The sequence below is a fragment of the Holdemania sp. 1001095H_141210_F2 genome (genome assembly GCF_015558105.1).
GTDB lineage: Bacteria > Bacillota_I > Bacilli_A > Erysipelotrichales > Erysipelotrichaceae > Holdemania.
Map to the genome: position 1 here is coordinate 63,098 of NZ_JADNPO010000012.1, position 24,372 is coordinate 87,469.

Below are 24,372 nucleotides of genomic sequence, written 5' to 3' on the forward strand. Positions count from 1 at the left end.
CGGAATTTACCAAACGAAGAAGCTTAAAGTCTTTTAACAGTGAACTCAGAACGCCACTTCTTTCTTGATAATCTGCGAAGTCATGCGGTAGAAAATCAGATAGAAGATCGTGAAGATCACAGCGCATACGCTGACGCAGGCATAGGTGAAGATCGGATTTGTCAGTTTCAGCGCCACTAACAGCGTCTGCATCAGCGGCGTCGCGAAGCTGGTGTGAATCAAAGCGGTAATCAGCGGCAGGAAGAAGACGAGCATGACCTGACGGTTGATCGTTGCGGATACCTCCTGTTCGTCCATGCCGACTTTCTGCAGGAGGATATACTGTTCACGATCGTCCATCGCCTCCGAGATCTGCTTGAAATAAATGATCAGCACGGTCGCCGTTAAAAACAGAGCGGAGAAGAACACGCCGACAAATAACAGTCCTCCATACATGCTTTTGAATTCCTGCCGGTCGTAGTCAAGACAGGTGGCAAATTGAATCGGAACGCCTGATCCGCGGACACGTTGGTTCAACGCCTCGTAAAACGCCGTGCGGTTTTCCAATGTGCCGCTGTAATTCACGCCGATCCGTGTGCTGGTTTCCCATTTCCCTTCCTGCAGATAATCCTGAACCGGCAGCATCGCCGCTTCATCCGCGAAGACCAGGAATAACAGCTCGCTGGAATCCGATGAATTCGTGCCGCCGCCGTTGTTGTATTTGCGCTGAGTGAACGGCGTGCTGCGCTGGATATCGCGGACCGCATAGGTTTTTCCATTAATCGTTAATGCTGAAAGATGAATCTGATCGTTGCCCGTCAGGATCAGAAGCTCATCATTTTGCAGCGCCGCAATCTGACCGGTAATCCGCTGGTAGGTATCGCTCTGAATCAGAAAGATATCGTAGCCATAGTCGATCACCGCACTGCGGAAACCGACGAGATAGTCGTTGTCGGTAAATGTTCCCAACGTAGAACCAATAAGTTTGGAATACGCTTCGCCATAGCTGTAAATCTGGACATCCTCCAGTGTGACATGATGCGTTTCGGCCAGCTCGGCCGCAGCCGCGGTGATTTCATCCCGCTGAGAAGAAGTCAGTTCCTCGCTGAGCGTGTAGGTCAGATCATCCGGATTGGATTCTGATAACGCATTATCCTCGCCGAAAAACAAAGCTGCGCAGCCGCCCATCGTCACTAACAACATCGTGCTGAGGATGCAGATCGTCGTCAGGCTGGAAGCATTCCGGCGGATCCGGTGGGAAAGCATCGACACCGCGACGAAGTTGTCAGGCTTGTAATAAAACGTTTTCCGCTTTTTCAGCCAGCGCAGAAAGAATGTCGTGCCGGATTCAAAGAGAATGGAGGTCGCGAAGATGACAAGCATGCAATCGAAGAAAAAGACCATCAACGCGGTAAACATATTGTTGGTGAACAAGGCGACGGCATAGGCCACGATCAGGCAGATCAGGCCGAACACCGTCTTAACGGCAAGAAAACGCACCGGTTTATCCGCCTGTTTTTCGCTGTGAAGCAGCTCGATCGGATTGAGCCGATGAATCTGAAACAGTGAAACGGCGGTGGTCGCCAGAAACAAGCCGATAAAAACAGCGGCCGTCCAGCCCAGCGCAGTCCAGGAAAAGGCGTAGGGCAGGCCGTTGGGACTGTTGAGTATCCTTAACAGGATCATCCAGATCAGGCGTCCGCCGACCAGTCCCAAAAGGAGTCCCAATCCCAAGGAAGCAAGTGTTTGAATCCAGTTTTCCCAACATAAAATCAAAGAGATGTGTTTCTTTTCCATGCCCAGAATCGTATATAAGCCCAATTCCTTTTTCCGCTTTTTTAAAAGCATCTGATGGATCGAGATCATAAACAGAATCGCAAAGGTTGTGATGACGAACACGCCCAGCTGGAAAATAAAGGCCAGCGTCGCGCCGCCGCGGATTTCCGGCACATGCGGATTAAACATCATCGTCATGATCAGAAAATGCAGAAACACCGTGACGGTACTGGCGATGAAAAACGGCAGCGTCACATTTTGACCGCGTTTCAGATTGTCGCAGGCCAGACGGAAAGCATAGCGGATCATAAGCTCTCCCCATCCTGCCGCGTCGCCATGGACAACGACGCGGTAATCCGGTCGTAGAAGACTTGCTGAGACTGATCGCCGCGGCATAATTCTGCGAACAGCCTGCCGTCGCGGATAAACAACACCCGCCGGGCATGGCTGGCTGCCAGCGAGCTGTGCGTCACCATCAAGAGCGTCTGTCCCTGCTGGTTCAGCTGATCAAAAATGTCAAGCAGCTGTTGAGATGACCGCGAGTCCAGCGCCCCGGTCGGCTCGTCGGCCAGAATTAAGCGCGGTTCGGTAATGACCGCCCGTGCTACTGCAGTCCGTTGCTTTTCACCGCCGGAAATCTCGACCGGGAAATGTTCCAGCAGCGGTTCAATGCCCAGACTGGCAACGACCGGTTTTAACCGTCGTTCCATTTCCGCTAACGGCGTGCGGCTGAGCACCAGCGGAAGCAGGATGTTGTCGCGGACAGTGAAGGTGTCCAGTAAATTGAAATCCTGGAAGACGAAGCCCAGCTTTTCCCGCCGGAAGGCCGCCAGATCCTTTCCTTTGATCTGTTTCATGGATTGACCTTCCAGATAGACTTCACCGCTGGTCGGCGTATCCAAAGTCGCCAGAATATTAAGCAAGGTCGATTTGCCCGATCCCGACGCGCCCATGATCGCGACGAATTCCCCGGCTTCTATGGAGAAGCTGACTCCGGCCAGCGCGCGGCACGGTTTGCCTCCGGCGCGGGTGTTGTATACTTTTTGAATGTTCTCTGCTCGCAGCAGTTCCATTTTGCATCCCTCATTTCTTTCATCTGATCCCATTTTATCGCAGCGCTGAAATTCGCTCCATCGACTTGACGAACAATTTCCCGGGCAATCGAACATTTCTGTCACGATGCGCAAAGGAAGGAATCAGCGATAGAAAAACAGATCGGGAGAGGGGAAGATCAGATGAACCTGCGTACCTTTCTCTTTTTCGGATTCAAGATGCAGCTTGATATTGAGCGAATCGGCGGTTTTCCGGCAGAGATAAAGCCCGATCCCGCTGGCCTTGAAGTCATGGTGGCCATTATAGCCGGTATAGCCCCGCTCAAACAACCGTGCCTGATCCGCGGCGGCGATGCCCCGACCGGTATCGGCGATGATTAAATGCGGTGTCGGATCACAGCGAAACGTGACGCTGATCATGCCGGCGTCAGTGTATTTTAAGGCATTGGACAACAGCTGTTCCAGAATGAAGCCCAGCCATTTCCGGTCGGTAATAACAGGTTGATGAAACGGCGTGAAGTTCAGCTGCAGCTTTTTCAGGATGAACGGCAGCGCCTGCTTGCGGATCACTTCCTGGCACAGCTCGCCCAGATCACACGGCTCTAAAATCAGATCCTCTTTCAGATTCTCAATCTGAATCGCCTTGAGCGCGGTCTGTGCATACTGTTCCGTTCGCATCAGCGCGAGCTTCATTTCGTTGAGATGACTGGCGGAAATGGTGTCTTCCGGCTCGAGACTTTCAAGAATCAGGCTCAGTGAAGCCAGCGGCAGTTTAATTTGATGCATCCACATCGTGACCAGCTCTTCCCGCTGTTTTTGTGCGGCGTTTTGCTTTTCCTTTTCTTCCGTCAGGATGACGCGCTGCTTCAGGATCAGCTGTTGATAGCGCAGCTCCAGCGGATCACGCGTTTCCGGCATTTCTTTTTCCAGACTGATCCACGCCTCTTCCAACGCTTCCAGCTGCCGCTGCCGACGTTGATAACGACGATAATCCAGCGCGGAAATCAAGGTCAGCAGCGTCAGGACGATCAGGGCGGTGTAGCCGATCGAATCCAGCGGATACCAGTAGAGATATTGCAGGAAGGCGTAGATCGCCAGCACGATCCCTGTCCACAGAAAAAGAAACGAGCGATGACGCAGATAGCTTTTAAGCATGAAGCAAATACCCCAGTCCTTTGCGTGTTTCGATGCAGTCGTCGATGCCCAGCTGTTCCATTTTTCTGCGCAGCCGGTTGACGTTGACGGTCAGCGTGTTCTCATCGACGAAGCAGTCGTTGTTCCATAGCTTCAACATGATCTTTTCCCGGGATACGACTTTATTTTTATTTTCCAGAAGCAGCTGCAGGATTTTAAACTCATTCTTGGTCAGCTCGCATTGCCGGCCGTCTTTGCTTAAGGAAGCGTCGGCGAGATTGAAGACGGCGCCCTGAAACTCCATCAGCGTTCCCGAAGGCTCGTAGCTGTAAGCCCGGCGCAGCAGCGCCTGAATCCGGGCGACCAGAATTTCCATGGAAAACGGCTTGGTCAGATAATCGTCGCCGCCCTGATTCAACGCCATGATGATATCCATGTTTTCATTATGTGAGGACAGAAAAAGAATCGGTACCTTGGATAGTTTGCGGATTTCCGCACACCAGGCATGACCACTTTTCCCCGGCAGCGAGACGTCCATGATGATCAGCTGCGGCTGCACGCTTAAAAAATCCTTGTCCAGCTGATCAAAATCTGTCGCCGCTTCGCAAGGATAGCCCCATTTAGTTAAATTCTCCGAGATCAGCCGGGCCAGGCTGGCGTCATCCTCAATAATCCAGATCTTATTCATATCAGGCCCTCCTTCATCTTCCTTATTATAATTGAAAAAAGGCGGGAATTGGAGATTGTGACAAAAATGATCGGTTGCGCTTGTTTGATCAGGCGTCGTTAAAATCAGCTTCAGTCTCGGGGGCCGAGATCAACGCCGGCGGCGCTTTCAACCGAGTCCAGCTGATTCCGATCAAAATCCACGGGCAAAATTAGAAATGAGCGTTCTCTGTCAAAGATAAACCACTGGGTCATCGGACGGTTGACGACATATTTCAGATCCGGCGCGAAGGGGGAGATTTTCAAGTCCCAAAACTGATATTCTCTGTTCAAAAAATAATGACGCGGGCATCATGTTCCTGTTTTCCAGCTTGATTTCCAACTCACCAACCTGTAAAAAACCGTTAAACTGATGAAACTGATCGACATTTCCTTGTAGATGAAGATCCATGAATTCTGATGGACATGCGCCGACGCAGCGCATGGACAGTGTCTGATCGACGCAGCGCGGCCGGATGATCGAAAAGGTCTGAATGGCGAGAATACCGACGATCATCAAGCTTGCAATTCCAATCGCGGTCAGGATCCGGAACCAACGGCGGGGTTGTTTTTTCATAAAAGGGACTCCATTCTGAATTAAAGAGAAAGAAAACACGAGAATTTAAGATCAGGTCTGTCCGGCAGAACAGATAAGCAACAGTCTGTGATTTCAGCCTGCGCGGCAAATCCGGGATAATTTCGTACTTTATAACGAGATTTCGGGATCGACTCTTTCTTTAATGCTTAATTCTAGTTTATAATAAAAAGATAGAGAAAGAAAGCGGATGGCGGACAGGGATGAGGGAGAACAGAATGAATCAGGAAAAAACGAATGAAAAACGACTGCGGATTCTGAAGTCGGCTGCGAACTTGATCGCTCAAAAAGGCTACTACGGCGTCGGCCTGAAAGAGATTCTGGATACCTGCGGCATCCCCAAAGGATCGTTCTATTATTTCTTCCCCGGCGGCAAGAATCAGCTGGGCGTTGAAGTGCTCAATTATGCCTATGAGCGCATGGAACAGGGCATTCTGGCCTTGATCTTCCCGGTATCGGACAACGCGGTGGACGTGTTTGTCAAGATGGCGCATCACATTGCGGATATGCTGGAAAATCACAAGGGATACGCGACGTCGCTGGTCATCACGTTCATCGGCATCGAAGCTTCCGATATCAGCGCCGACATGGAGGAAGCCGCGAAACAGGTCTATCAGCGCTGGATTCGCTTATACTGCGATAAGCTGATGGCTTGCGGATACAGTCTGGAACGGGCCGGACACATCGCCCCGCAGATCTGCGCGCTGATCCACGGGATGACGCTTTCCTGCTGGATCCGCAAAGACACCTCAGATCTGTTGGCGCTGGAACCGGCGATCCGCGCCCTGCTTCAATGAGAACTATTCTCAATGAGGAAGGGAAACGACAGCGAAAAAATAAAGCTCCGCTTTTAAATCCCCCTTGGGTCAGATTTTTGACTGGGAAAGTATTTTGGGCGGAGTTTTTTTGTGGAAACAAAATGGGAGGCAGCCGGAAAAAGCGGAAAAGAAGACATGAAAAGTTCCCTGAACAGAAGGGAATTCAGGGAACTGCAATGGGATAAATCAAAGCGATCACGCTGCGGGGGTCTGCCGTTCCTGTTCAAGAAACGCCAAGAGTGAAGGCAGCATGCTTTCGTTTACGGTAAAGAAGAAGGCCATATACCGACATTTCTGAAACAATTCGCCATCCATTGTGAACGTGTAGCCCGTCTGGCAGCGGGGGTTGCAGTCGTCTGGATTGATCAACCGCTTACAAACCGAGGCTTTGCGGATCGCTTTTTTCATCGCTTCCGGCAGCGTGCTTAAAAACGCTTCATACCGGGATATGCTTTCCGGATACAGGCGCAGCTTGACGCCACTTTTCCGGCAGACGAAGTTGGCCAGCGTTTTGCGGTCCGGCTTCAGGTAGCTGACGGTGTATCCGCTTTTGGCTTCCTTGATCTCCGCCTGACAGCCCTGATTTAACAAAGCCTCATGCAAAGTCTGAACTCCCGCTTGTTCCGCAGGCTTCAGACTCTGCTTAAAATCGTCAAAGGCGGCGCTCATTGCGCGTTGCCGGATTGAGCGCATACCACGGGAATCCACACTTCAAAGCGGGCCTGGGATGGATCGGGTTCCAGATAAACCTCGATGTCCGGGCCGTTATCGTATTCATACCCGGAGGTCGGCAGCCATTCCGTGACGATTCTTCGTTCCAGATCCTGAATCGCCTGCGGACAAACCCCTTCCCCGGAGAAGATCGCCCACGTAAACGCCGGCACGACATACTCTTCTAACGGCGCTTCCGCCGGCAGATCGGTCGCCACGGAGATAAAGTATTTCCAGTTTTCATGCTCAAAGCAGGCGCTGACGCCCAAGATCCCCATCGGCTGAGCGTTCATCATCGCCGCCAGTTTTCCGATCCAGCATTCCTCTGCCGCCCGGCCCCACAGCTGCGGGACGACGCTGAAATTTTCCTCGGTGTTGCTTTTCATCGGGGCGGATAAGCCCACGATCCGAAACGCTTCTTTCTTTTCAATCCGATAATTCATTTCTTCCACTCCTTTGACAGTGATCCGGAAACTGATCGGCGGGAAAGTTTTGATGGAGCAGCCCGGCTTGCGGACGGCTGAAGGGGCAAGGCCATGCACGCTTTGGAATGCCCGATTGAAGGCGGTCGGCGAAGTATAGCCGTATTTCAGGGCAAGGTCGATGACCTTGATTTCACTCTGCTGCAGCTCGACCGCGGCAATCGACATCCGCCGCCGGCGCAGATATTCGGAAAGCGGAATGCCTGCGATGTAAGTGAACATGCGCTGATAGTGATAGCTGGAACAACAGGCGATCCGCGCAAGCTCCTCGAGCCTGATTTCTTCCGTTAAATGTTCCTCGATGTAATTCAGCGAGGCGTTGAGGCGGTCAATCCATTCCATAGTTTCCAGATCCTTTCTGTATTTTTGATTGTACTTCATGCTTGGGAGAATATCCTCGCATTTTAAGACCGGAAAAAGCGAGCTGTCAGAGGTTGATCGCGGCTTTGCGGGCCTGGCGGGTGAGTTCCTTGACCGGCAGCGTATAGAGCCGGCCATCCTTGATGAAATGCGTTCCGCATTGGCGGAATTCAAAGTGCGTATGCTGGCGTTCGCACTGGGCGCGCAAATCCAGAATCCAGGCGTAGTCTAACGGGCGGGCGCAGCGGTCCGATTCCCCGCCGGCGACAACCAGTTCGATCGTTTCATCACGCAGCCATTTTTCCAGATCCATCGCTTCCAGCATCGGCTGGCAGATAATATTCTTATGGGCGATCGGCAGCGTGGCCAACAGCGCTAACCGTTCATCCGCGCGGCGCTGATTCTCAACGGTACAGCCGATCGTCACATGGGGATAGCCCGCACCCCAGTCGTCCGGCAGACCGATGGAAAACCGTTCGATGCGCTTGGTCAGAAACAGAAAATGAAGATCCGGACGCTGACGGATGATCTGCCAGGCCTCCGCGCGCCACGGATCGGCGTCTTCGACAAAGAAGTCGGAGGAGAAGCAGACGTAGACGATCTGTCCGCCTTTCATTTTCCATTCACCGTTGGCTTTCTTTTCCAGCGGCGCGTAAAAATGCTCGCTGCGTACGACTTGGTTCGTATCGACGCCGCGGCGGGCGTCGCCTTTGTGGATATAACAATAGCGGCAGCCTTCACTTTGACGGTGACAGCCGCGCCAGGGTGTCCAGAATGCCATGATTTTCCCTCCGTGATTCTGCGGCTGACGGCCGATTGCCGGAACCTCCTAAGATTTGCGCCGAATCGTTCAATTTAAAATAAGAATCCGATTCGTTATGTTTCTCTTTCATTATGCGAAAGGAACGCGGGAAAGTAAACCGGGAAATTCAGGTTTTTCCGACGGAAAAGGGAAGGTGTGTTCCGATTGAAAGTGAGACTGAGCTGCGGCGCAGCGCATCCGGAAGCGTATTTTCTCCGCTTTGACTCCGGTGAGAAAAGGGGGTTAACCGTTGCCGGCTGGAGGGGTATTTCCACAGGATAAGGGTTGATCAGGACAAGCCGAAAATAAAACAAAGGTCTGCCGCAGGGGACAGACCTTTTTCAATCCTGGATGTTGTGGCATTACAGCGAGCAAACCTTCATGAATCATTGGTGTTGATGCGCTGCAATGGGACGTTTATTCGCCCAGGCTGTTGACCGCGCTGATGCCGGCCAGACGTCCGGACGTATAAGCCCAACCCTGAGCTGCGCCGCCATAGGTGACGTATTCACGCTGTTCTGAGAACAGAACGCCCAGAGAATCCGTGCCGACCGCGTACAGGCCGTTGATCGGCGTCGCATTGTCGGAGCCTAAGACCTGCATGTCAGTGTTGACGTCCAAGCCGCCGACCGTGGAGTAAATGTAGGAAGCGCCGACAAAGGCGTAATATGGGCCTTCTTCGCCGATCTTCATCGTTAAGAAGTCCGCGGCCTTGCCGAATTCCTCATCCTTGCCTGCTTCCACCGCGGCATTGTAGCGGTCGACATTGTCTTTTAAGACCGCCGGGTCGATCTTCAGCTGCTTTGCCAGATCTTCCAGCGTATCGGCTTTATAAGCGATGCTCTTTTTCACGCACAGGTCGATCAGCTCGTCCACCGGCAGCGGTTTGCCTGCGTCGATGCCGCCCTGGCAGGTCAGATCGTCGTTGAAGCTGACCGGCAGACCGTTCTTTTCAACGTCGCGGAAGAAGTCGTCCGACCAGATCGTGTAGTAGCGTGGACCGGATTTCCAGGTCTGGAAGGTGCCCGCTTCGTTGGAGAAACGTTCGCCCTTCATGTTGACCTGCAGCGCGTAAGCGGCGCTGGCCAGCGCATTCGGGAAATCATTGAGTGAGTTGCGGCGCGGCAGCTGTGTCCAGAAGCCCACGTCGTTTTCATCGCCGACGACCTCAACCGGATATTCGTGCAGCGTGATCGGCGCGCCCTGCAAGTGAACCATCGGCGGCATCCCGATATTGTAGGTACCGGCGCCCAGATCCAGCGCGGAACTGATCATCGTGCCGTCGTTCTGCTGCATGCCGTACATCAGCCAGCTGCCCTGCAGCGGGTAATACTGGTTGGACAGGTATTTTTCCTGCAGCGCGGCGTTGTTGGAGAAACCGCCCGTGCCGATGATGACTTTCTTGGCGTTGATGGTGTACTGCTTGCCATCGTAACGTTCCGCCTTGACGCCGGTTACGGTGTTGGTGTCCTTGTCATAAATCAATTCCTTGGCTTCGACTTCCAGCAGATACTGGCCGCCAACCTTTTCATAGTCGGCGATCATGCTGTCAAACATTTCGCCGGTTTCTTTCTTCCAGTTGCCGTAACCCTGGCCGGTATACTGGAATTTGACGTACCAGATATCCTCGTCGGTGAAACCGCGCTGCGGTCCGCCGTATTGATAGCCTTCGCCCTCCGGGGAACCCTTGCCGTAATCAAAGCCGTGGCTGATCAGCCAGTCGACCGTCTTGCCGGATTCGTCGAAGAACAGATCCAGAAGATCCTGCTTCGCGTCGCCCTTGGTAAAGTTGTTCCAGTCTTCCTTCATCGCTTTGGCGTCGACATAATCCTTGCCGCCGTGGTAGGTCTTGTCGTATTCCGGGGCGTTGATGCCCATCGTGTCCGCGGTGATGCAGGAGGTGCCGCCGTATTTGCCGGCTTTGTCAATCGCCAGAACGCTGACCTTGGAGGCGTCGTTGCCATTGGCTGCGTACTGAGTTTCAGCCGCGCTCATCGCCGCCGCTGTGCCAGAGCCGCCCAGGCCGACGACTAAGACGTCGACGTCGATCGTTTCCTGCTCTGTGGATTTGGCTGGCGTCTTATAGAAATTCTTGATCGCCGCTGCCTCGGAACCACCTTCGGCCAACGCCTGGGCAACGGCTTTTTCCGTGGCCTGCTTGATGCCGGTGCTGGAACCGGTGCAGCCGGAGATCGAATCGACGGTGACTGACTGATTTTCCAGAATCCGCGGAATCAGTTTTTCCTTCGCCGCTTCCAAAAACGGATAGGTGTCGCCGTTGTCCAGCACTTCAATGTTTTCAATCTTGTCTTCGCTGACCGTGACCGCGACTTCCATTTCCTTCAACAAAGAGAAACCGCTGGCGGTGACGGTGTAGGTGCCGGCCTTCATCTTGGCGGCCGGAATTTCCGCGCTTGTGCCGTTGTATTCGTCGATCGCTTCCTGCACCGCGGTTTTAATTGCGCTGGAAGTGATGGTTGCGCCTGCGACGCCGTCCACGTCCGCGCTGCCTGCCTCGGCGATTTTCGCCGGCAGTTCCTGGATCGCCTGACCGCCGATCGTTGGTGTTTCCTCGTCGCCGGCCGCCTCCACGCTGGTCAGCTTGCCGTCTTTGTCAAAGTTCACGGTGACGGTGACGTCGCCGCCGAAACCTTTGGCTGTTTTTGTGATCGTCGCTTCGCCTTTTGAACTACCGCTTCCCTGGGCCGGTTCGTTCTTCGTCCCGCAGGCCGCGGTGGTCATCATCAGGCCCGCAAGCAGAAGCGCCGTCAGCTTTTTACTGCTTTTCATCATTATTTCCTCTCTTTCTTCCTCTGCGGTTAACAAAAACTTCCGCAGATTTCGTCTGTATTCTATCATGAGAAAGAATTATCAAGGATTAAGTGAAGATTAATTTTTTGATTTTTAGTTCTAATACTGAACTGTAAATGGTTATGAATTCAGATCACGCGCACGGGCCCGCCGCTTTCCAATTCATCCCTCAGGCAAGAAAATCTGATGGAAAGAATTGATTTTCCGGCGGGGGTTCACTATAATGGAACGCACAGAACAGGAGTGAAAAAATGCTCAAAGAATTTAAGAAATTTGCGCTGAAAGGCAACATGATCGATCTGGCGGTCGGCGTGATCATCGGCGGCGGCTTTAACGCGTTAGTCACGTCGATGGTCAACGATATCATCATGCCGGTGATCAGTCTGTTTACCGGCCGGCTGGATTTCACCAATATGTTCATTGCGCTGGATGGCCAGCATTACCCGACGCTGGCGGAAGCGCAGGCACATACTTCCACGATCGCTTACGGCAGCTTCATCACCGGACTGATCAATTTTCTGTTAACCGCGTTTGTCATCTTCCTGATCATTCGCTGGATGAACAAGCTGCGTGCCAGGGAAGAACCGGCGCCGCAGCCGAAGACGACCAAGGTCTGCCCTTTCTGCAAGACCGAGATTGATCTGCATGCCACCCGCTGCCCGCACTGCACTTCCCAGCTGGAAGCGGAATAAACGGATTCTGTCGAAAGCTCTCCTTCGAGGAGAGTTTTTCTTTTTTCTTACAATTTTTTGAATTCAACTTTCATCAGATTGATTTGTGGTACAGTAAACGTATTGAATCATAGAAAGAAGGCGGTTGACTTGGAAAATAAAACGCTGCTGCAGGCCTTCGAGTGGTATCTGCCCGAGGATCAGCAGCATTGGAAGCGGTGCGCCGCGATGGCGGAAAACTGGGCTGCGCTGGGAATCAGCGGTGTCTGGCTGCCGCCGGCCTATAAAGGCACGGGTGGAAAAAGCGACGTTGGCTACGGCGTGTATGATACGTATGATCTGGGAGAATTTGATCAGAAAGGGACTGTCGCAACGAAATATGGAACACGCGCGGAGTATCTTGAAGCTGTTGCAGCGCTGCATCGGGCCGGAATTGAAGTGATGGCCGATATCGTGCTGAACCACCGGCTGGGCGCGGATGCGCAGGAGGAAGTGCTGGCGGTGCAGGACGCCGGGAACAACCGGAACCAGACTGTTGCGGATCCCCGGACGATTCAGGCGTGGACGAAGTTTACATTCCCGGGGCGGAAAGGAAAGTATTCCGATTTCACCTGGAACTGGAGTCATTTCGACGGCACGGATTGGGACAGCGATTGGAAGTACAGCGGAATCTTCCGCTTTGTCGGGAAACAATGGGATCAGGAAACCGACAGCGAGAATGGCAATTATGACTATCTGATGGGCGCGGATCTCGATCTGTCCAATCCCGAGGTCATCGCGGAACTGGACCGCTGGGGTCAGTGGTATTACGATACGGTGAAAATGGATGGCTTCCGTTTGGACGCGGTAAAGCACATGGATTTTCAGTTTTATACTCACTGGCTGGGCGAGCTGCGTCAAAACACCGGTCAGACATTGCCGGCCGTGGGTGAATATTGGAGCTGGGAGCTGGATAAGCTGCGGCATTATCTGGACGTTTGCGGTCATTGCATGCGGTTGTTCGATGTACCGTTACATTATCAGTTTGTCAAAGCCGCCACCAGCAACGCTCAGTTTGACATGGCTCAGATTTTGAGCAACACGTTAGTTCAGACGGAGCCGGACGCTGCCGTGACGTTTGTCGATAATCACGATACCCAACCCTCCCAGGCGCTGGCATCATGGGTGCCGGCCTGGTTTAAGCCGCTGGCCTATGCGCTGATCCTGTTGCGGAAGGAGGGCATTCCGTGTGTTTTTTACGGTGATTTAGTTGGAATTCCGCATGACCGCATTGCGCCGGTGATGGGGTTGGAGCGAATGATCCGGGCGCGCCGGGATTACGCCTATGGTCTTCAGCGCGATTACTTTGACGACGCCAATATCATCGGCTGGACGCTGTCCGGGGACGATCAACATCCGCATTCCGGTCTGGCGGTGATCATGAGCGATGCGCCGGGCGGAACCAAAACGATGGAGCTGGGCGCGGCTCTGGCGGGCAAGACGATGCTGGATGTGCTGATGAATCAGGCGGAAATCATACAGCTGGATGAAAACGGATGCGGTACGTTCCCGGTCGGCGGGGGCAGCGTGAGCGTCTGGGCGCTGGATGAAGCCTACGACGCGCTGACGCTGACCTTATAAAGTGGATTTCATCAACGATACAGAAAAAGTAAAGCCATCGCAGGCTGCCGATTGATCGCACTGGTATCCTTTAGAAAGTTGTGGAAAGGCTGCCCTTTCGGATTTCAGACTTTGCCTTCATTCAAACAAATTTACTTGCCGAAATCCGACCGATCGGTTATCCTGAAATCAGAAATCAGAAATCAGAAATCAGAAATCAGAAATCAGAAATCAGAAGACAGAAGACAGAAAACAGACCGGAGAAATCCCCGGTTCAGGAGGAATGACGCATGAATCAAGCGGAAGCGGCACGCAGAGCGATGGCCGAATGGCTGGCTGACGAACATGAACTGGGCAGTGTCCCTGAATGTTTGGAACAAACGCAGGAATTTGATCTGCATGATCTGCATTATTATATCTTCCGCTACAAACCAACCCGGAATCATCCCGACTGGCTGCTGGGGGTCGCGGGCGGTTATGAAAAGGACGCGCTTGATCATTGCGGACATGTGTTCAGCGAAATGGAAGTTTATCAGGAAGCAAACGCTGTCGATCAGGCGGTCGCGCTGGTTGAACAGGTCCGCGCCTATTGCATGCGGGAAGCAGCAAAGCAGGAGGAAGCAGCCGGGATCGGCCCGTTCGCCGGTTTTGTGCTGCTGCGGGAAGCGCGTTGGGATCCGCGGAAGCTGGCGGACGATTTGCGCGAAAGGTGGCAGATTGAGATCCGTGAGCTGCCGGACGATCCAGATCAGCCGCTGGTAGCCGAAGTCGACGGGATGACCCTGGCCGTCAGCCTGATGGGCGCGTCGGTTCCCAATCAGGAAGCGGAACGCAATGCGGAAAACAATTACCTGTGGCCGCAGGCTGTCGAAATGACGAAACAGCATCAGGCTCATTTGCTTGTCGCGGTGTTAGGCCGGGATCAGGCGGCGCTGATTCAGGCTTCGCTTTATACGAAGCTGATGGCCAGCTGCTGCCGGCAGGACGGCGTTCTTGGCGTCTATACGACCGGTACGGTGTACGAACCAAAGCTGTATCGAGAAGTCGCAAAACAGATGAACGAGGGCGAACTGCCGATCTACGACTGGGTGTATCTTGGACTGTACCGCAGCGAAGCGGGGATGTGCGCGTACACCTATGGGCTTCAGGCCTTTGGAAAACGGGAGATGGAGGTGCTGGACAGCGCCGCTTCACCGCAGCAGCTGCACGATTTCCTCTATGCCATTGCCAGCTATGTCCTCGATCAGGACGTGACGCTCAACGATGGGGAAACGATCGGCTTCAGCGCCGAAGAAAAACTGCCGATCACCTGCGGGCCGGGCCGGTCGCTGGATCAGACGATGCTGCAAATCCGCTATCAGCCGGCATAAAATAAATAAAAAAACGTTGATTCCCAACCGCCGGGCCAAAGCCGAAGCGGAGCGCACGGATCAACGTTTTTCTTATGAAATTGGCCTGTACAGCGAACAGGACCCTCAATGAGAAGGCAAACAAAGTGGAAATCGCTGTTGAGTTGAAAGCGTGGCACTTTGGACACGGAATACCCTTGATTATCCATCCTTCCTGCGATCTGGCGAAGGGGTGGCGGGAAGCCTGACTTTTACAGAAGATTCAGATTTTCCAGCCGCTCCTGTTCGTTCTCCTTCAAAATCAAATCAATGCACTCCGCGACGGAATCCACAACCGTTTTCGCCTTCGCCTGGATATCCGGGCGGGCATGACTCATACAATAGCTGTGCGGGATCATCGCGAACATTTCAAAGTCGTTTTCCGAATCCCCGATTACTGCAACTTCATCCAGACCGACGCCGGTCAGCGCCGCGATCTTGGCAATCCCGGTCCCCTTGTTCGCGCCGTCTTTCAAAATGACGATCGAATACGGACTGGTCTGAATAATCTGATACCGTTCGAAGAATTTCCGCTTTAACATATCCTTATAATAATCGACGCCCTCTTCCTGCTGGAAGTGGCAGAAACAGGCGGTGATGTGCGTATGGTGCGGATCCCGGATATATTCGGAAATCGACTCGTCCAGCACCCGCCGGCAATCGCGGATCCGGTGCTTGGGATTGAGCTTATATTCCATCGCCTGTTCCCCGAAAGGATCCTCAAAAATATAGTCGTTGTCCTGTGTGACGACAAGAAAACGATGCTCGTAGGCACTGTCGGAGAAAACCTCCAGAAGCGCTTCAATTTCATCGTGGTCGAAATCTGTCTGATAGATGAAGCGGCCGTTGAGCCGGATGGAAGCGCCGCAGATGCCGACGGTGTCAAACACCAGATCGGAACCAAAATGATGCGGCAGAAAATTCACAGACCGGCCGGTCGCAATCGCAAACCGTACGCCGTGATCCTGCAGCCGGCGGATCGCCGCGCGGTTTTCCTCGCTGACGCCGCTGGTCAGCACCGGCGGGATATACAACAACGTACCGTCCAGGTCGGAGAATAAGATTTTGATCAAAGAAAATCACCTCAGTCCCATTATATCAGGAAATCGCTTATTTTCTTTTCCGCTTTGTTAAAAATGCCGAAAAAAGAAGAAAACAGGCGAATTATTGATCCAGAACGCAGCGCGCGTATTTTGACCGTCTGTTTTCCCGATAAGTCAGCCCTGCCTGACTTAACAGATCCAGAAAAAAGGCTTTTCCCGCCTGCGGATCACCGGTGACCTCAAATTCGATTTCATAATCGCTGCGGCCGTTGATCAGGCTGTGATCCAGACATAACTCGCCTAAAGGATAAACGCGCAGATGCCGGTGCGTGATCATTTGACCGCAGACATGAACGGGCAGCGTAAGCCCCAGCTTGTCAAACAAAGCCCGAATTTCCGGGTTGTCAAACGCTTCCGGACTGTTTTCCGGCAGCTCCATCTCGATCTCCCGCACGCCCTGAGCCTGGGGAATCTTCATGGTGAACAGATGCTTGCCCCGCACGTCGCGGATCCGCATCGCGATCTGCTTTAACGTTGAGCTGGGCGTGCAGTCATAATACACGTTGGACTGCACGAGGACCTGATCAACGCCGGTCAAATCACGCAGCTGGCTGAACTCCTGTTCGCTGACCAACATTTTATATTCAATTTCAAGATTTTCATTCATTGGAAAGTTCACCTCTTCCCTGTATGATATAATAAGGAAGCAGAAAAGAAAAGGAAAACCGCGTGAGAGAAAGCTTCGCGGCATAAAGGAGATGCGCATGAATCAACGACCGGCACTGATCTGGGATTTCGACGGAACACTGGCTTATCAGGAAGGCAAATGGTCCGGAGCGATGCTGGCGGCGATGAACGAGCTGGCGCCGGGGCATGGGTTGACATTGAAGGACGTCCGCCCGCTGATGCACAGCGGATTTCCATGGGACGAACCGGAAAAGCTGCACCCGGAGCTGACGGATCCGCAAGCCTGGTGGACCTTTTTGGAGGCGTATCTGGTTCGAGTGGCGCTTGCACTGGGCTTCACTGGTGATCAAGCGCAGCGAATCGCCCGACGGGTGCACCGCGTTCAGGCCGACAGCCGCTCTTATCATCTTTATCCTGATACGCTTGCAACGCTGGATTGCCTGAAACGCGAAGGCTACCGGATGATCATCCTGTCCAATCATGTGCCGGAGCTGCCGCAGATTGTCCGCGGCCTCGGCTTGACGGACGCCTTTGAAGCCGTGCTGGGCTCCGCGCAGACGGCCGTGGAAAAGCCCCATCCTCAGGCGTTCAGGCTGGCGATGGAAACCTTGGGAAATCCATCGGCGGCGGTGATGATCGGTGATAATCCGATCGCGGATGGTCAGGGCGCTCTTCAGGCGGGCCTGCAGCCGTTGTTAGTGCATGGTTGTGATGAATGCGCATCGTTTTGGCATTGCGGTCAGCTGTGCGAGATTCCTGCGCTGCTGGCGTCCAAGTTCAAAGACAGGGAAATAACAACGCAATAGAATAAAGCGTGCAGCCTGAGTTTTCTTCTTCTTTGAAAATCGGGCATGCGAAAAGTCAGAAAGACGGCAGGCAAAGCTTTGAAAGCCACGGAAAAAAGCAGGCGAAAAGCCGTGAAAAAAAGCAGCTTAATGCGAATGGATGAAAAGCATTGAAGCTGGGAAAAAAGCGAAGAAAGCGAGAAAGAGTATGAAACAAAAGTTTGCGGTCGTTCACCGGCCCGATGAAACATCCCGGCAGCTGAAAAGCGAGCTGGCGGATAAATTGCGTGAGAAAGGCTGGACGGAAGAGGAACGGCAGCCCGATCTGGTCTTTGCGATCGGTGGGGACGGCACATTTCTCTATGCCGTGCACGAATATCTGGATCAGCTGGAAAATGTAAAGTTTGTCGGGATTCACAGCGGAACACTCGGCTTTTTCTGCGATTACCGCTGCGATGAGATGGATCTGTGCGTTCAAGATGTGACCCACCGCAGTCCAAAGTGCGAAAGCGCACGTCTGCTTCAGGTCACGGCACGCGGTGAGAAACAGGAAAAAACGATCTATGCGTTAAACGAAATGCGGATTGAAAACGTGACGAAAACGCAGCTGATGGATATCGAGATCAACGGTTCTTTCTTTGAAACCTTCCGCGGAACGGGGTTGTGTCTGTGTACGCAGATCGGTTCCACGGCTTATAACCGCTCCTTAGGCGGGGCGGTGATCGAAAGCGGCCTTCCGCTATTGCAGCTGAGCGAAATTACGGGAATTCATCACCGTGCTTACCGCTCGTTGGGTTCGCCTCTGATCCTGCGGCCGGAATCCGTGATTAAGCTGCGGTCCGCCAACTTCGAAGGCGCGCTTCTGTGCTATGATCACCTGTGCTTCAACCTTGATCAGGAAACTGAAATCGAAGTGTTCCAGAGTCCGAAGCAGGTTCAGATTGCCCGGTATCGGGATCTGGCTTATTTGCAGCGGCTGCGGATTCTGTTTTAGACTGGGCTTAATCAGCGGTTGAATTCGGGGTTAAACCCGCGGCTTGACCGGAAGATGGATTTCGGCATAGTTCCGATCAATCCCCAGCTGAAACTGAAATTTGATCGGAGATGAAAGAAAACCGTGGGCAGAAGAAACCTTAAAGAACAAAAGGAAGGTCGGGACTGAAAATTAAACTGGGAATCAGACTCAAAACAAATAAAGAAAAGGAGCGATGAAGATGAAACCGAACGTAATTATGATTTTGATCGACGATTTGGGATGGATGGATTTAAGCTGTCAGGGAAGCTCGTTTTATGAAACGCCGCACATCGACCAGCTGCGAAAAGAAGGCATGGCTTTTGATCAAGCCTACGCCGCCTGCCCGGTTTGTTCGCCCAGCCGCGCCAGTATTCTGTCCGGCAAATATCCGGCCCGCTTAAAGGTGACTGATTGGATCGATCATGAGAACTATCATCCCTGCCGCGGCAAGCTGATCGACGCGCCGTATATCAAGGAGCTGCCGGTCAGCGAGTTCTCGATGGCGAAAGCCTTTCAGGAAGCCGGCTATCAGACCTGGCATGTCGGAAAATGGCATCTGGGAAAAGAAGCGGCGTATCCGGAGCATCACGGCTTTGATGTCAACCTCGGGGGCAGCTGGTGGGGCCATCCGAAGAAGGGGTATTTCAGTCCGTATCACATGGAAAACCTCAGCGATGGACCGGAAGGGGAATACCTGACCGACCGGATCGGCGCAGAAGCGGCCGCCTTGATCCGCAGTCGTGACCGTCAGCGTCCATTTTTCCTGAACCTCTGGCACTATGCGGTGCATACGCCGCTGCAGGCCAAGGCGGAAGATATCGCCTACTTTGAAGAAAAAGCGAAGCGGAGGGGACTGGATCAGCAGGATCCGTTTGAGATCGGCGATCCGTTTCCGATCCTGCAGAAAAAGGATAAGCGGATCACCCGCCGGATTGTTCAGTCGGATCCGGTGTATGCCGCGATGATCAAGGCACTGGACGACAGCGTCGGCCAGCTGATGGCGACGTTAAAAGCGGAAGGGCTGGACGAGGACACAATCGTGATTTTCACTTCGGATAACGGCGGACTGGCAACGGCGGAACATTCGCCGACCTGCAACTTCCCGTTGTCGGAGGGCAAGGGCTGGATGTATGAAGGCGCGGTGCGGGAACCGTTGTTTGTGCGCTGGCCGGGGAAGATCGAGGCGGGAAGTCTTAGTCACGCGCTGACAACCAGTCCGGATTTCTATCCGACATTGCTTGAGCTGTGCGGTCTGCCGCTGCGTCCGCAGCAGCATTGCGACGGCGTGAGCCTGGCTCCGGTGCTGTTGAATCCGCAGGCGGAATTTGACCGCGGGCCGATCTTCTGGCATTATCCGCATTATGGCAATCAGGGCGGAACCCCAGGCTCGGCGCTGCGCTGCGGGAAATGGAAATACATCGAATTTTATGAAGATCACAGCGTCCGGCTGTTTGATCTGGAACAGGATGTTTCGGAAAAACACAATGTGGCTGAGGCCAATCCGGATTTAGTCCGGCAGTTCCACAGCCTGCTTCATGAATGGCTGGAAGCGGTGGATGCGTGGTATCCGGAGGTGAATCCCAATGCAGAACAGGACATGGCGTGATGCCATCCGCGCTTACGTTCCCTTCAACGAACAGGAACGCAGCGATAAAGCCCGGTTTCTGGAAGTGCTGGATCTGGAAAATATCCTGACCCGGGAGAATGAAGAAGCGCATGTTTCCTCCTCGGCCTGGGTGATGAACGAAGCGCTGGATCAGGTGCTGATGGCTTATCATAATATTTATCAGTCGTATTCCTGGCTCGGCGGTCATGCGGATGGGGATCCGGATTTGTTTGCGGTCGCGCTGCGGGAAGCGAAAGAGGAAAGTGGAATTACGGAGCTGACGCCGTTTTCCCGGGAAATTCTGGCATTGGATATCCTGCCTGTCCCGGCGCATATCAAGCGGGGCAAGCCGGTGAAGGAACACGAACATTTGAACGTGACCTATTTGTTTATCGCACCGACGGATCAGACGCTGAGTGTCAAAGCGGATGAGAACAGCGCCGTTGCCTGGATTCCGATCGCGGATCTGCCCAAGGTGGTCAGCGAAGCGCGGATGCTTCCAGTCTATGAAAAGCTGATCGCGCGCTCCCGTCAGTGGAAAGGGGAAGCACTGCGCGAAAAGGAGCCGCAATGAAAAAAGAAATCGTAGTGGCCGGCGGTTGTTTCTGGGGTGTTCAGGAATATTACCGACGGTTAAAGGGTGTTGAGGAAACACGCGTCGGATATGCTCAGGGAAGTCTTGAAAACCCAAACTACGCGCAGGTGAAGCGGCAGATCAGCGGGCATGCGGAATGCGTGCGGATCGTGTATGATTCCGATCAGATCACGCTCGAACAGCTGCTGGATCATCTGTTTCGAATCATTGATCCGACGTCCCTGAATCGGCAGGGCAACGATGTGGGAACGTCCTACCGCACGGGAATTTATCCGGCTTGCGCGGAAGACGAGGCGATCGCGCGGCAGTTTGTGAAGGAGCGGCAGAAAAACTATGCCCGTCCAATCGTGACGGAGGTCGAACGGTTAGTCTGCTTTTATGACGCCGAACAGGAACATCAGGATTATCTCGTGCGTCATCCGCAGGGGTATTGCCATGTTGATTTTTCCGTGATGCGGCCGCAGGAGCGGAAAGCGCAGCGGGAAATCACAGGGATGCGGTCGGATCATGTTGGATTGGATTGAAGCGGAAGCAAAGTTCAAAATTTAAGAGTTTCACGCTTTTTCGAACTTTTAGAAAAGGAAAGAGAGTTGTCGGCAGCGGCAGCTTTTTTCCTTTTCTTCAAGGAGGGCGGCCGTTACCGCAGCGCTGAGTTTCATGCATTCTCTAACATGATTCGGGAATTTCGCTTTTCAAAGCGGGAGAACTCCGGTATCATTAAGGTAGAAAACAGGAGGAAATTCGAATGTTGAAAGACTATGCGCTTCATTATTATGAGCAGGGATATAATTGTGCGGAAAGCCTGGTTTATGGGGCGAACGCGGCGTGGCATTTAAATTTGGATGAAAATGCTTGTCATCTGATGGCCGGTTTGGGCGGCGGCTTGCAGGTGGGGGATGTGTGCGGCGCACTGACTGGAGCCGTGTGCGCGCTGGGGTGTCTGATCGTGAAAACCAAAGCGCATGACTGCGCGGAGTTAAAGCCTTTGACGCAAGCGGTAGTCGAACAAGTGCGCCAGCGGCTGGGATCGCTGCGCTGCGAGGAAATCAAGCCGCGGCTGTTTCAGCCGGAGCGCCGGTGTGCGGCAACGGTGGAAAACTGTGCGGATATTTTGGAAGCGGTGCTGCGGGATGTCGGCTTGTTGCCGAAACCGCTGGAAGGCGTGGACGAAACGGCAGCCTGACGCTGAAAATAAGAACCATCACGAAAGGGGACCGCAGCGGGAGACACTTTTGATTTTTCCTGAATTTGAGGAGGATGAGAATTGGGGGCTTATCCGATTCTTAACGGTGCGTGCAGCGGTTATCTGAACAGGAAGAAAGCGAGGAAGAACTATGCAGATAAAACCTCATCTGCCTTATGTACTTTTGATGGCGGTTAACTTGTGGATTCTGCCGGCAGTCATCAGGGACACAGGAACGGCCATGGTCATGATGTTGGCCGGCCTGCCGCTGATCACGTTGATCATCGCGGCGGCGCATGCGCGGAAGGCGGGTTTTGTGGCCGCTTTTGCGATCGCCACGGGAATCTTGTTTATCCCTGCGATTTTTCTATATTTTAATGAAAGCGCGTGGGTTTACAGCCCGGCGTATGCTTTGATCGCGCTGATCGGTGGCGTCGTTGGAAAGGGCCTGAGCTCGGAAAGAGGAAGCAAGTAAACGATGCCGTTGGAAATTGTCAGAAAGGATTTGAGCGAAGTGACCGCCGACGCGGTTGTGAGCTTCGTCAATTCCGGCGTTGAAGAGGGTGCCGTTCGCGTAGATCATCAACAAAGCTTTCCAGCGGGATGTGAGATTGAACAACGGACTTGTCAGGCTGCGGTACTGATCGAGGTGATCATGCCGCAAAATGCGGGTGAAAATTCCGGGACGGCGGTGTTATTGGCGCGAGCGTATCGGCAGGCGCTGGCGGCGGTGGTCCGGGAACATTGCAGGTCGGTGGCGGTCGAATGGCCAAAGATGAGCCTGCCTGGGATATCAGAAGATGAACTGTTATCCATAATCGTGCAGGGAGAACGTGAATTTCTGGCAGAACAGGAATTATGGGTGACGCTGGTTGTGGAGGATGTTAGTCGATTGCGGCTGTCGGATTCGTTAATCGGTGCAGTCAGTCAATACATTGAGAATTATTATGATCAGGCGCTTCCGCAAGAGAAAACAGGCCATGTTCTTGCGAAAATGAAGAACTTCATCGCGCCGGTTGACGAAGATAATGCAGCGGATGAGGAACTTACAGATATTCCTGCAGAAGAAATGTGTCTTTTTGAAGAAATCGCAGAAAAGGCTCCATCAGATGATTTTCATGTGGAACCGAAAATACGGGCGGTGAATCCGCATTTGTTTGAACAGTTGATCGCGCAGCGTGAGGAATCATTTTCCAAATCGCTGCTGCGGCTGATCGACGAAAAGGGAATGACTGATCCGCAAGTCTATAAAAGAGCGAATCTTGATCGGAAGTTGTTTTCCAAGATTCGAATTCAGAAGGATTACCGGCCAAGTAAAACGACGGCGCTGGCGCTGGCGATTGCGCTGGAGCTGAATCTGGATGAACTGAAGGTCTTGATCGGCCGGGCCGGCTATGCCTTGACCCATGCCAGTAAGCTGGATATTATCGTTGAATATTTCCTCAGTCAGGGGATTTATGATTTGTTTCAGATCAACGAGGTGTTATTTGCTTTTGATCAGCCGCTTTTGGGCGGTCGTTCGTTTTAATTTGCTTTGTCGCCTGCCAAGCGACCTTCGCTGATGTCTTTCGGCTTAAACTGGAAGCACAGAGGAGGCAAAAGTAATGAAGAAAACAATGAAGAAAACAATGAAGAAAGTCATGAAGGAAACAATGGAAATTGTATTTATTCTGGATCGCAGTGGCAGTATGGCGGGTTTGGAACAGGACACGATTGGCGGATTTAACAGCTTGATTGAAAAACAGAAGCAGAGGACAAGCCGGGCGAGGGTTTCGCTAATTTTATTTGACAACCGAACCGAGGTGATTTTGGATCGTGTTCCGATTGAGAACGTCGGATGCTTGAGTGAAGAAGAATATAATGTCCGGGGCAGCACCGCGTTATTGGATGCGGTTGGCCGTTCAGTACGGCATATCGAGCGGGTGCATCAAAAGATGAACGTGGAAAACCGTCCGGAAAAGACGTTATTTATCATTACGACGGACGGCATGGAAAATTCCAGCGTTGAATATTCTCTGGATCAGGTAAAACAGTTGATCGAGCGGCAGAAAGAGCGGGATCATTGGGAATTTTTATTCCTGGGTGCGAATATCGACGCGGTGCAGACTGCAGGCAGGATGGGAATCGAAGCGAGCCGGGCTGTGAATTTCCATGCGGATAAGCCGGGAATGCGAAAAAATTTCTGCGTTCTGGTGAATGCGATATCGAGTTTTGCGGAATCCGAAGAATTAAACGAAAACTGGGCCGAGGATATTCAGAAAGATTTTGAAAGCTGCAAACAAGAAGTTCGTTTTTCGAAGTAGGAAGAAATAGAAAAATCATAATGAATAGAGTTTTGAATTGGATATCCACGGATGTTTCTACAATGATCAATATCGGAAAAGCGGCAGTCAGAGCTGCCCTTTTTATTTTGATTTCTATGGGTAAGTAAAGCTGCTGAGAAAGTGGAAAGCTAAATTGAAATCAAGACGTTTCTGAGTTATAATGAAATTGTAAAATTAACTCAAGAAAGTATTTTTGATTTTTTTAATTATTTTAGGAGGCTTTTTCCGATTTTCCGCAATATTAATGATAG

24 protein-coding genes are annotated in these 24,372 nt (G+C 52.6%); 13 read left to right on the forward strand and 11 right to left on the reverse strand.

The window, feature by feature from the left end; all coding sequences use genetic code 11:
- Nucleotides 1-45 precede the first annotated feature (45 nt).
- The 5 genes from I2G61_RS09195 to I2G61_RS09215 form a co-directional block, all read right to left on the reverse strand.
- A complete protein-coding gene (locus I2G61_RS09195) occupies nucleotides 46-2,064 on the reverse strand; it encodes an FtsX-like permease family protein (protein ID WP_072685317.1) in 2,019 nt (672 codons plus the stop codon).
- Nucleotides 2,061-2,828, reverse strand: a complete 768-nt coding sequence (locus tag I2G61_RS09200; protein WP_072685318.1) for an ABC transporter ATP-binding protein — start codon at nucleotides 2,826-2,828, stop codon at nucleotides 2,061-2,063. The genes I2G61_RS09195 and I2G61_RS09200 overlap by 4 nt, the downstream gene beginning before the upstream one ends.
- A gap of 123 nt (nucleotides 2,829-2,951) precedes the next feature.
- A complete protein-coding gene (locus tag I2G61_RS09205; RefSeq protein ID WP_072685319.1) occupies nucleotides 2,952-3,962 on the reverse strand; it encodes a HAMP domain-containing sensor histidine kinase in 1,011 nt (336 codons plus the stop codon).
- The gene (locus tag I2G61_RS09210) at nucleotides 3,955-4,629 is read right to left on the reverse strand and encodes a response regulator transcription factor (RefSeq protein ID WP_072685320.1); all 675 of its coding nucleotides are present in this window, start codon (nucleotides 4,627-4,629) and stop codon (nucleotides 3,955-3,957) included. Before I2G61_RS09210 ends, I2G61_RS09205 begins: the two co-directional genes overlap by 8 nt.
- 210 nt (nucleotides 4,630-4,839) lie before the next feature.
- A complete protein-coding gene (locus tag I2G61_RS09215; RefSeq protein ID WP_072685321.1) occupies nucleotides 4,840-5,223 on the reverse strand; it encodes a hypothetical protein in 384 nt (127 codons plus the stop codon).
- A gap of 236 nt (nucleotides 5,224-5,459) precedes the next feature.
- Here I2G61_RS09215 and I2G61_RS09220 point away from each other — a divergent pair, with 236 nt between their 5' ends.
- Nucleotides 5,460-6,038 carry a TetR/AcrR family transcriptional regulator gene (locus I2G61_RS09220; RefSeq protein WP_072685322.1) on the forward strand — a complete coding sequence of 193 codons (579 nt, stop codon included), beginning with the start codon at nucleotides 5,460-5,462 and terminating at the stop codon, nucleotides 6,036-6,038.
- A 216-nt stretch (nucleotides 6,039-6,254) separates the two neighbouring features.
- Here the strand turns inward: I2G61_RS09220 and I2G61_RS09225 are convergent, their stop codons facing one another.
- The 4 genes from I2G61_RS09225 to I2G61_RS09240 all read right to left on the reverse strand — a co-directional run bounded on the left by I2G61_RS09225 (nucleotide 6,255) and on the right by I2G61_RS09240 (nucleotide 11,204).
- Nucleotides 6,255-6,752, reverse strand: a complete 498-nt coding sequence (locus I2G61_RS09225; RefSeq protein ID WP_229100726.1) for a hypothetical protein — start codon at nucleotides 6,750-6,752, stop codon at nucleotides 6,255-6,257.
- Complete coding sequence (locus I2G61_RS09230; RefSeq protein ID WP_229100727.1) at nucleotides 6,725-7,633, reverse strand: AraC family transcriptional regulator; 909 nt, start codon at nucleotides 7,631-7,633, stop codon at nucleotides 6,725-6,727. The genes I2G61_RS09225 and I2G61_RS09230 overlap by 28 nt, the downstream gene beginning before the upstream one ends.
- A gap of 46 nt (nucleotides 7,634-7,679) precedes the next feature.
- Nucleotides 7,680-8,393 (reverse strand): DUF5131 family protein, encoded by a 714-nt coding sequence (locus I2G61_RS09235; RefSeq protein WP_072685324.1) that lies wholly within the window; start codon nucleotides 8,391-8,393, stop codon nucleotides 7,680-7,682.
- Nucleotides 8,394-8,831: 438 nt separating this feature from the next.
- Complete coding sequence (locus I2G61_RS09240) at nucleotides 8,832-11,204, reverse strand: FMN-binding protein (protein ID WP_072685428.1); 2,373 nt, start codon at nucleotides 11,202-11,204, stop codon at nucleotides 8,832-8,834.
- A gap of 272 nt (nucleotides 11,205-11,476) precedes the next feature.
- Between I2G61_RS09240 and mscL the strand changes: the two genes are divergently transcribed.
- The 3 genes from mscL (at nucleotide 11,477) to I2G61_RS09255 (ending at nucleotide 14,865) form a co-directional block, all read left to right on the forward strand.
- The gene (gene mscL, locus I2G61_RS09245; RefSeq protein ID WP_072685325.1) at nucleotides 11,477-11,917 is read left to right on the forward strand and encodes a large conductance mechanosensitive channel protein MscL; all 441 of its coding nucleotides are present in this window, start codon (nucleotides 11,477-11,479) and stop codon (nucleotides 11,915-11,917) included.
- Between the two features lie 129 nt (nucleotides 11,918-12,046).
- Nucleotides 12,047-13,516 carry an alpha-amylase gene (locus tag I2G61_RS09250; protein ID WP_072685326.1) on the forward strand — a complete coding sequence of 490 codons (1,470 nt, stop codon included), beginning with the start codon at nucleotides 12,047-12,049 and terminating at the stop codon, nucleotides 13,514-13,516.
- 269 nt (nucleotides 13,517-13,785) lie between these two features.
- Entirely contained in the window at nucleotides 13,786-14,865 is a 1,080-nt protein-coding gene (locus tag I2G61_RS09255) for a DUF4261 domain-containing protein (protein WP_072685327.1), read from the forward strand.
- 230 nt (nucleotides 14,866-15,095) lie between these two features.
- Here the strand turns inward: I2G61_RS09255 and I2G61_RS09260 are convergent, their stop codons facing one another.
- On the reverse strand, nucleotides 15,096-15,956 hold the full coding sequence (locus tag I2G61_RS09260; protein ID WP_072685328.1) for an HAD-IIB family hydrolase: 861 nt from the start codon (nucleotides 15,954-15,956) through the stop codon (nucleotides 15,096-15,098).
- A gap of 91 nt (nucleotides 15,957-16,047) precedes the next feature.
- Nucleotides 16,048-16,593, reverse strand: a complete 546-nt coding sequence (locus tag I2G61_RS09265; RefSeq protein ID WP_072685329.1) for a CYTH domain-containing protein — start codon at nucleotides 16,591-16,593, stop codon at nucleotides 16,048-16,050.
- Between the two features lie 97 nt (nucleotides 16,594-16,690).
- On the opposite strand from I2G61_RS09265, the gene I2G61_RS09270 reads away from it, so the two are divergent.
- The 9 genes from I2G61_RS09270 (at nucleotide 16,691) to I2G61_RS09310 (ending at nucleotide 24,100) form a co-directional block, all read left to right on the forward strand.
- On the forward strand, nucleotides 16,691-17,419 hold the full coding sequence (locus tag I2G61_RS09270) for an HAD family hydrolase (protein WP_072685330.1): 729 nt from the start codon (nucleotides 16,691-16,693) through the stop codon (nucleotides 17,417-17,419).
- 187 nt (nucleotides 17,420-17,606) lie between these two features.
- Nucleotides 17,607-18,392 (forward strand): NAD kinase, encoded by a 786-nt coding sequence (locus tag I2G61_RS09275; RefSeq protein WP_072685429.1) that lies wholly within the window; start codon nucleotides 17,607-17,609, stop codon nucleotides 18,390-18,392.
- 220 nt (nucleotides 18,393-18,612) lie between these two features.
- A complete protein-coding gene (locus I2G61_RS09280) occupies nucleotides 18,613-20,019 on the forward strand; it encodes a sulfatase (protein ID WP_229100728.1) in 1,407 nt (468 codons plus the stop codon).
- Nucleotides 19,997-20,593, forward strand: coding sequence for an NUDIX hydrolase (locus I2G61_RS09285; protein ID WP_072685332.1), 597 nt, complete (start codon nucleotides 19,997-19,999; stop codon nucleotides 20,591-20,593). The genes I2G61_RS09280 and I2G61_RS09285 overlap by 23 nt, the downstream gene beginning before the upstream one ends.
- Entirely contained in the window at nucleotides 20,590-21,138 is a 549-nt protein-coding gene (gene msrA / locus I2G61_RS09290; protein ID WP_072685333.1) for a peptide-methionine (S)-S-oxide reductase MsrA, read from the forward strand. The genes I2G61_RS09285 and msrA overlap by 4 nt, the downstream gene beginning before the upstream one ends.
- A gap of 221 nt (nucleotides 21,139-21,359) precedes the next feature.
- Nucleotides 21,360-21,797, forward strand: coding sequence for a C-GCAxxG-C-C family (seleno)protein (locus tag I2G61_RS09295; protein ID WP_072685334.1), 438 nt, complete (start codon nucleotides 21,360-21,362; stop codon nucleotides 21,795-21,797).
- A gap of 151 nt (nucleotides 21,798-21,948) precedes the next feature.
- Nucleotides 21,949-22,272 carry a hypothetical protein gene (locus I2G61_RS09300; RefSeq protein ID WP_072685335.1) on the forward strand — a complete coding sequence of 108 codons (324 nt, stop codon included), beginning with the start codon at nucleotides 21,949-21,951 and terminating at the stop codon, nucleotides 22,270-22,272.
- Between the two features lie 3 nt (nucleotides 22,273-22,275).
- Nucleotides 22,276-23,325, forward strand: coding sequence for a hypothetical protein (locus I2G61_RS09305; protein WP_072685336.1), 1,050 nt, complete (start codon nucleotides 22,276-22,278; stop codon nucleotides 23,323-23,325).
- Between the two features lie 76 nt (nucleotides 23,326-23,401).
- Nucleotides 23,402-24,100: a vWA domain-containing protein gene (locus I2G61_RS09310; RefSeq protein ID WP_072685337.1), complete on the forward strand. Its 699-nt coding sequence runs from the start codon at nucleotides 23,402-23,404 to the stop codon at nucleotides 24,098-24,100.
- Nucleotides 24,101-24,372: the final 272 nt, after the last annotated feature.

Coding starts and splice junctions, on each gene's coding strand:
- I2G61_RS09210 (WP_072685320.1), bottom strand. CDS start 4,629: ATGAATAAGATCTGGATTATTGAGGATGACGCCAGCCTGGCCCGGCTG.
- I2G61_RS09225 (WP_229100726.1), bottom strand. CDS start 6,752: ATGCGCTCAATCCGGCAACGCGCAATGAGCGCCGCCTTTGACGATTTT.
- I2G61_RS09305 (WP_072685336.1), top strand. CDS start 22,276: ATGCCGTTGGAAATTGTCAGAAAGGATTTGAGCGAAGTGACCGCCGAC.
- I2G61_RS09275 (WP_072685429.1), top strand. CDS start 17,607: ATGAAACAAAAGTTTGCGGTCGTTCACCGGCCCGATGAAACATCCCGG.
- I2G61_RS09220 (WP_072685322.1), top strand. CDS start 5,460: ATGAATCAGGAAAAAACGAATGAAAAACGACTGCGGATTCTGAAGTCG.
- I2G61_RS09240 (WP_072685428.1), bottom strand. CDS start 11,204: ATGAAAAGCAGTAAAAAGCTGACGGCGCTTCTGCTTGCGGGCCTGATG.
- mscL (WP_072685325.1), top strand. CDS start 11,477: ATGCTCAAAGAATTTAAGAAATTTGCGCTGAAAGGCAACATGATCGAT.
- I2G61_RS09195 (WP_072685317.1), bottom strand. CDS start 2,064: ATGATCCGCTATGCTTTCCGTCTGGCCTGCGACAATCTGAAACGCGGT.
- I2G61_RS09200 (WP_072685318.1), bottom strand. CDS start 2,828: ATGGAACTGCTGCGAGCAGAGAACATTCAAAAAGTATACAACACCCGC.
- I2G61_RS09310 (WP_072685337.1), top strand. CDS start 23,402: ATGAAGAAAACAATGAAGAAAACAATGAAGAAAGTCATGAAGGAAACA.
- I2G61_RS09300 (WP_072685335.1), top strand. CDS start 21,949: ATGCAGATAAAACCTCATCTGCCTTATGTACTTTTGATGGCGGTTAAC.
- I2G61_RS09235 (WP_072685324.1), bottom strand. CDS start 8,393: ATGGCATTCTGGACACCCTGGCGCGGCTGTCACCGTCAAAGTGAAGGC.
- I2G61_RS09285 (WP_072685332.1), top strand. CDS start 19,997: ATGCAGAACAGGACATGGCGTGATGCCATCCGCGCTTACGTTCCCTTC.
- I2G61_RS09205 (WP_072685319.1), bottom strand. CDS start 3,962: ATGCTTAAAAGCTATCTGCGTCATCGCTCGTTTCTTTTTCTGTGGACA.
- msrA (WP_072685333.1), top strand. CDS start 20,590: ATGAAAAAAGAAATCGTAGTGGCCGGCGGTTGTTTCTGGGGTGTTCAG.
- I2G61_RS09230 (WP_229100727.1), bottom strand. CDS start 7,633: ATGAAGTACAATCAAAAATACAGAAAGGATCTGGAAACTATGGAATGG.
- I2G61_RS09295 (WP_072685334.1), top strand. CDS start 21,360: ATGTTGAAAGACTATGCGCTTCATTATTATGAGCAGGGATATAATTGT.
- I2G61_RS09270 (WP_072685330.1), top strand. CDS start 16,691: ATGAATCAACGACCGGCACTGATCTGGGATTTCGACGGAACACTGGCT.
- I2G61_RS09265 (WP_072685329.1), bottom strand. CDS start 16,593: ATGAATGAAAATCTTGAAATTGAATATAAAATGTTGGTCAGCGAACAG.
- I2G61_RS09280 (WP_229100728.1), top strand. CDS start 18,613: ATGAAACCGAACGTAATTATGATTTTGATCGACGATTTGGGATGGATG.
- I2G61_RS09255 (WP_072685327.1), top strand. CDS start 13,786: ATGAATCAAGCGGAAGCGGCACGCAGAGCGATGGCCGAATGGCTGGCT.
- I2G61_RS09215 (WP_072685321.1), bottom strand. CDS start 5,223: ATGAAAAAACAACCCCGCCGTTGGTTCCGGATCCTGACCGCGATTGGA.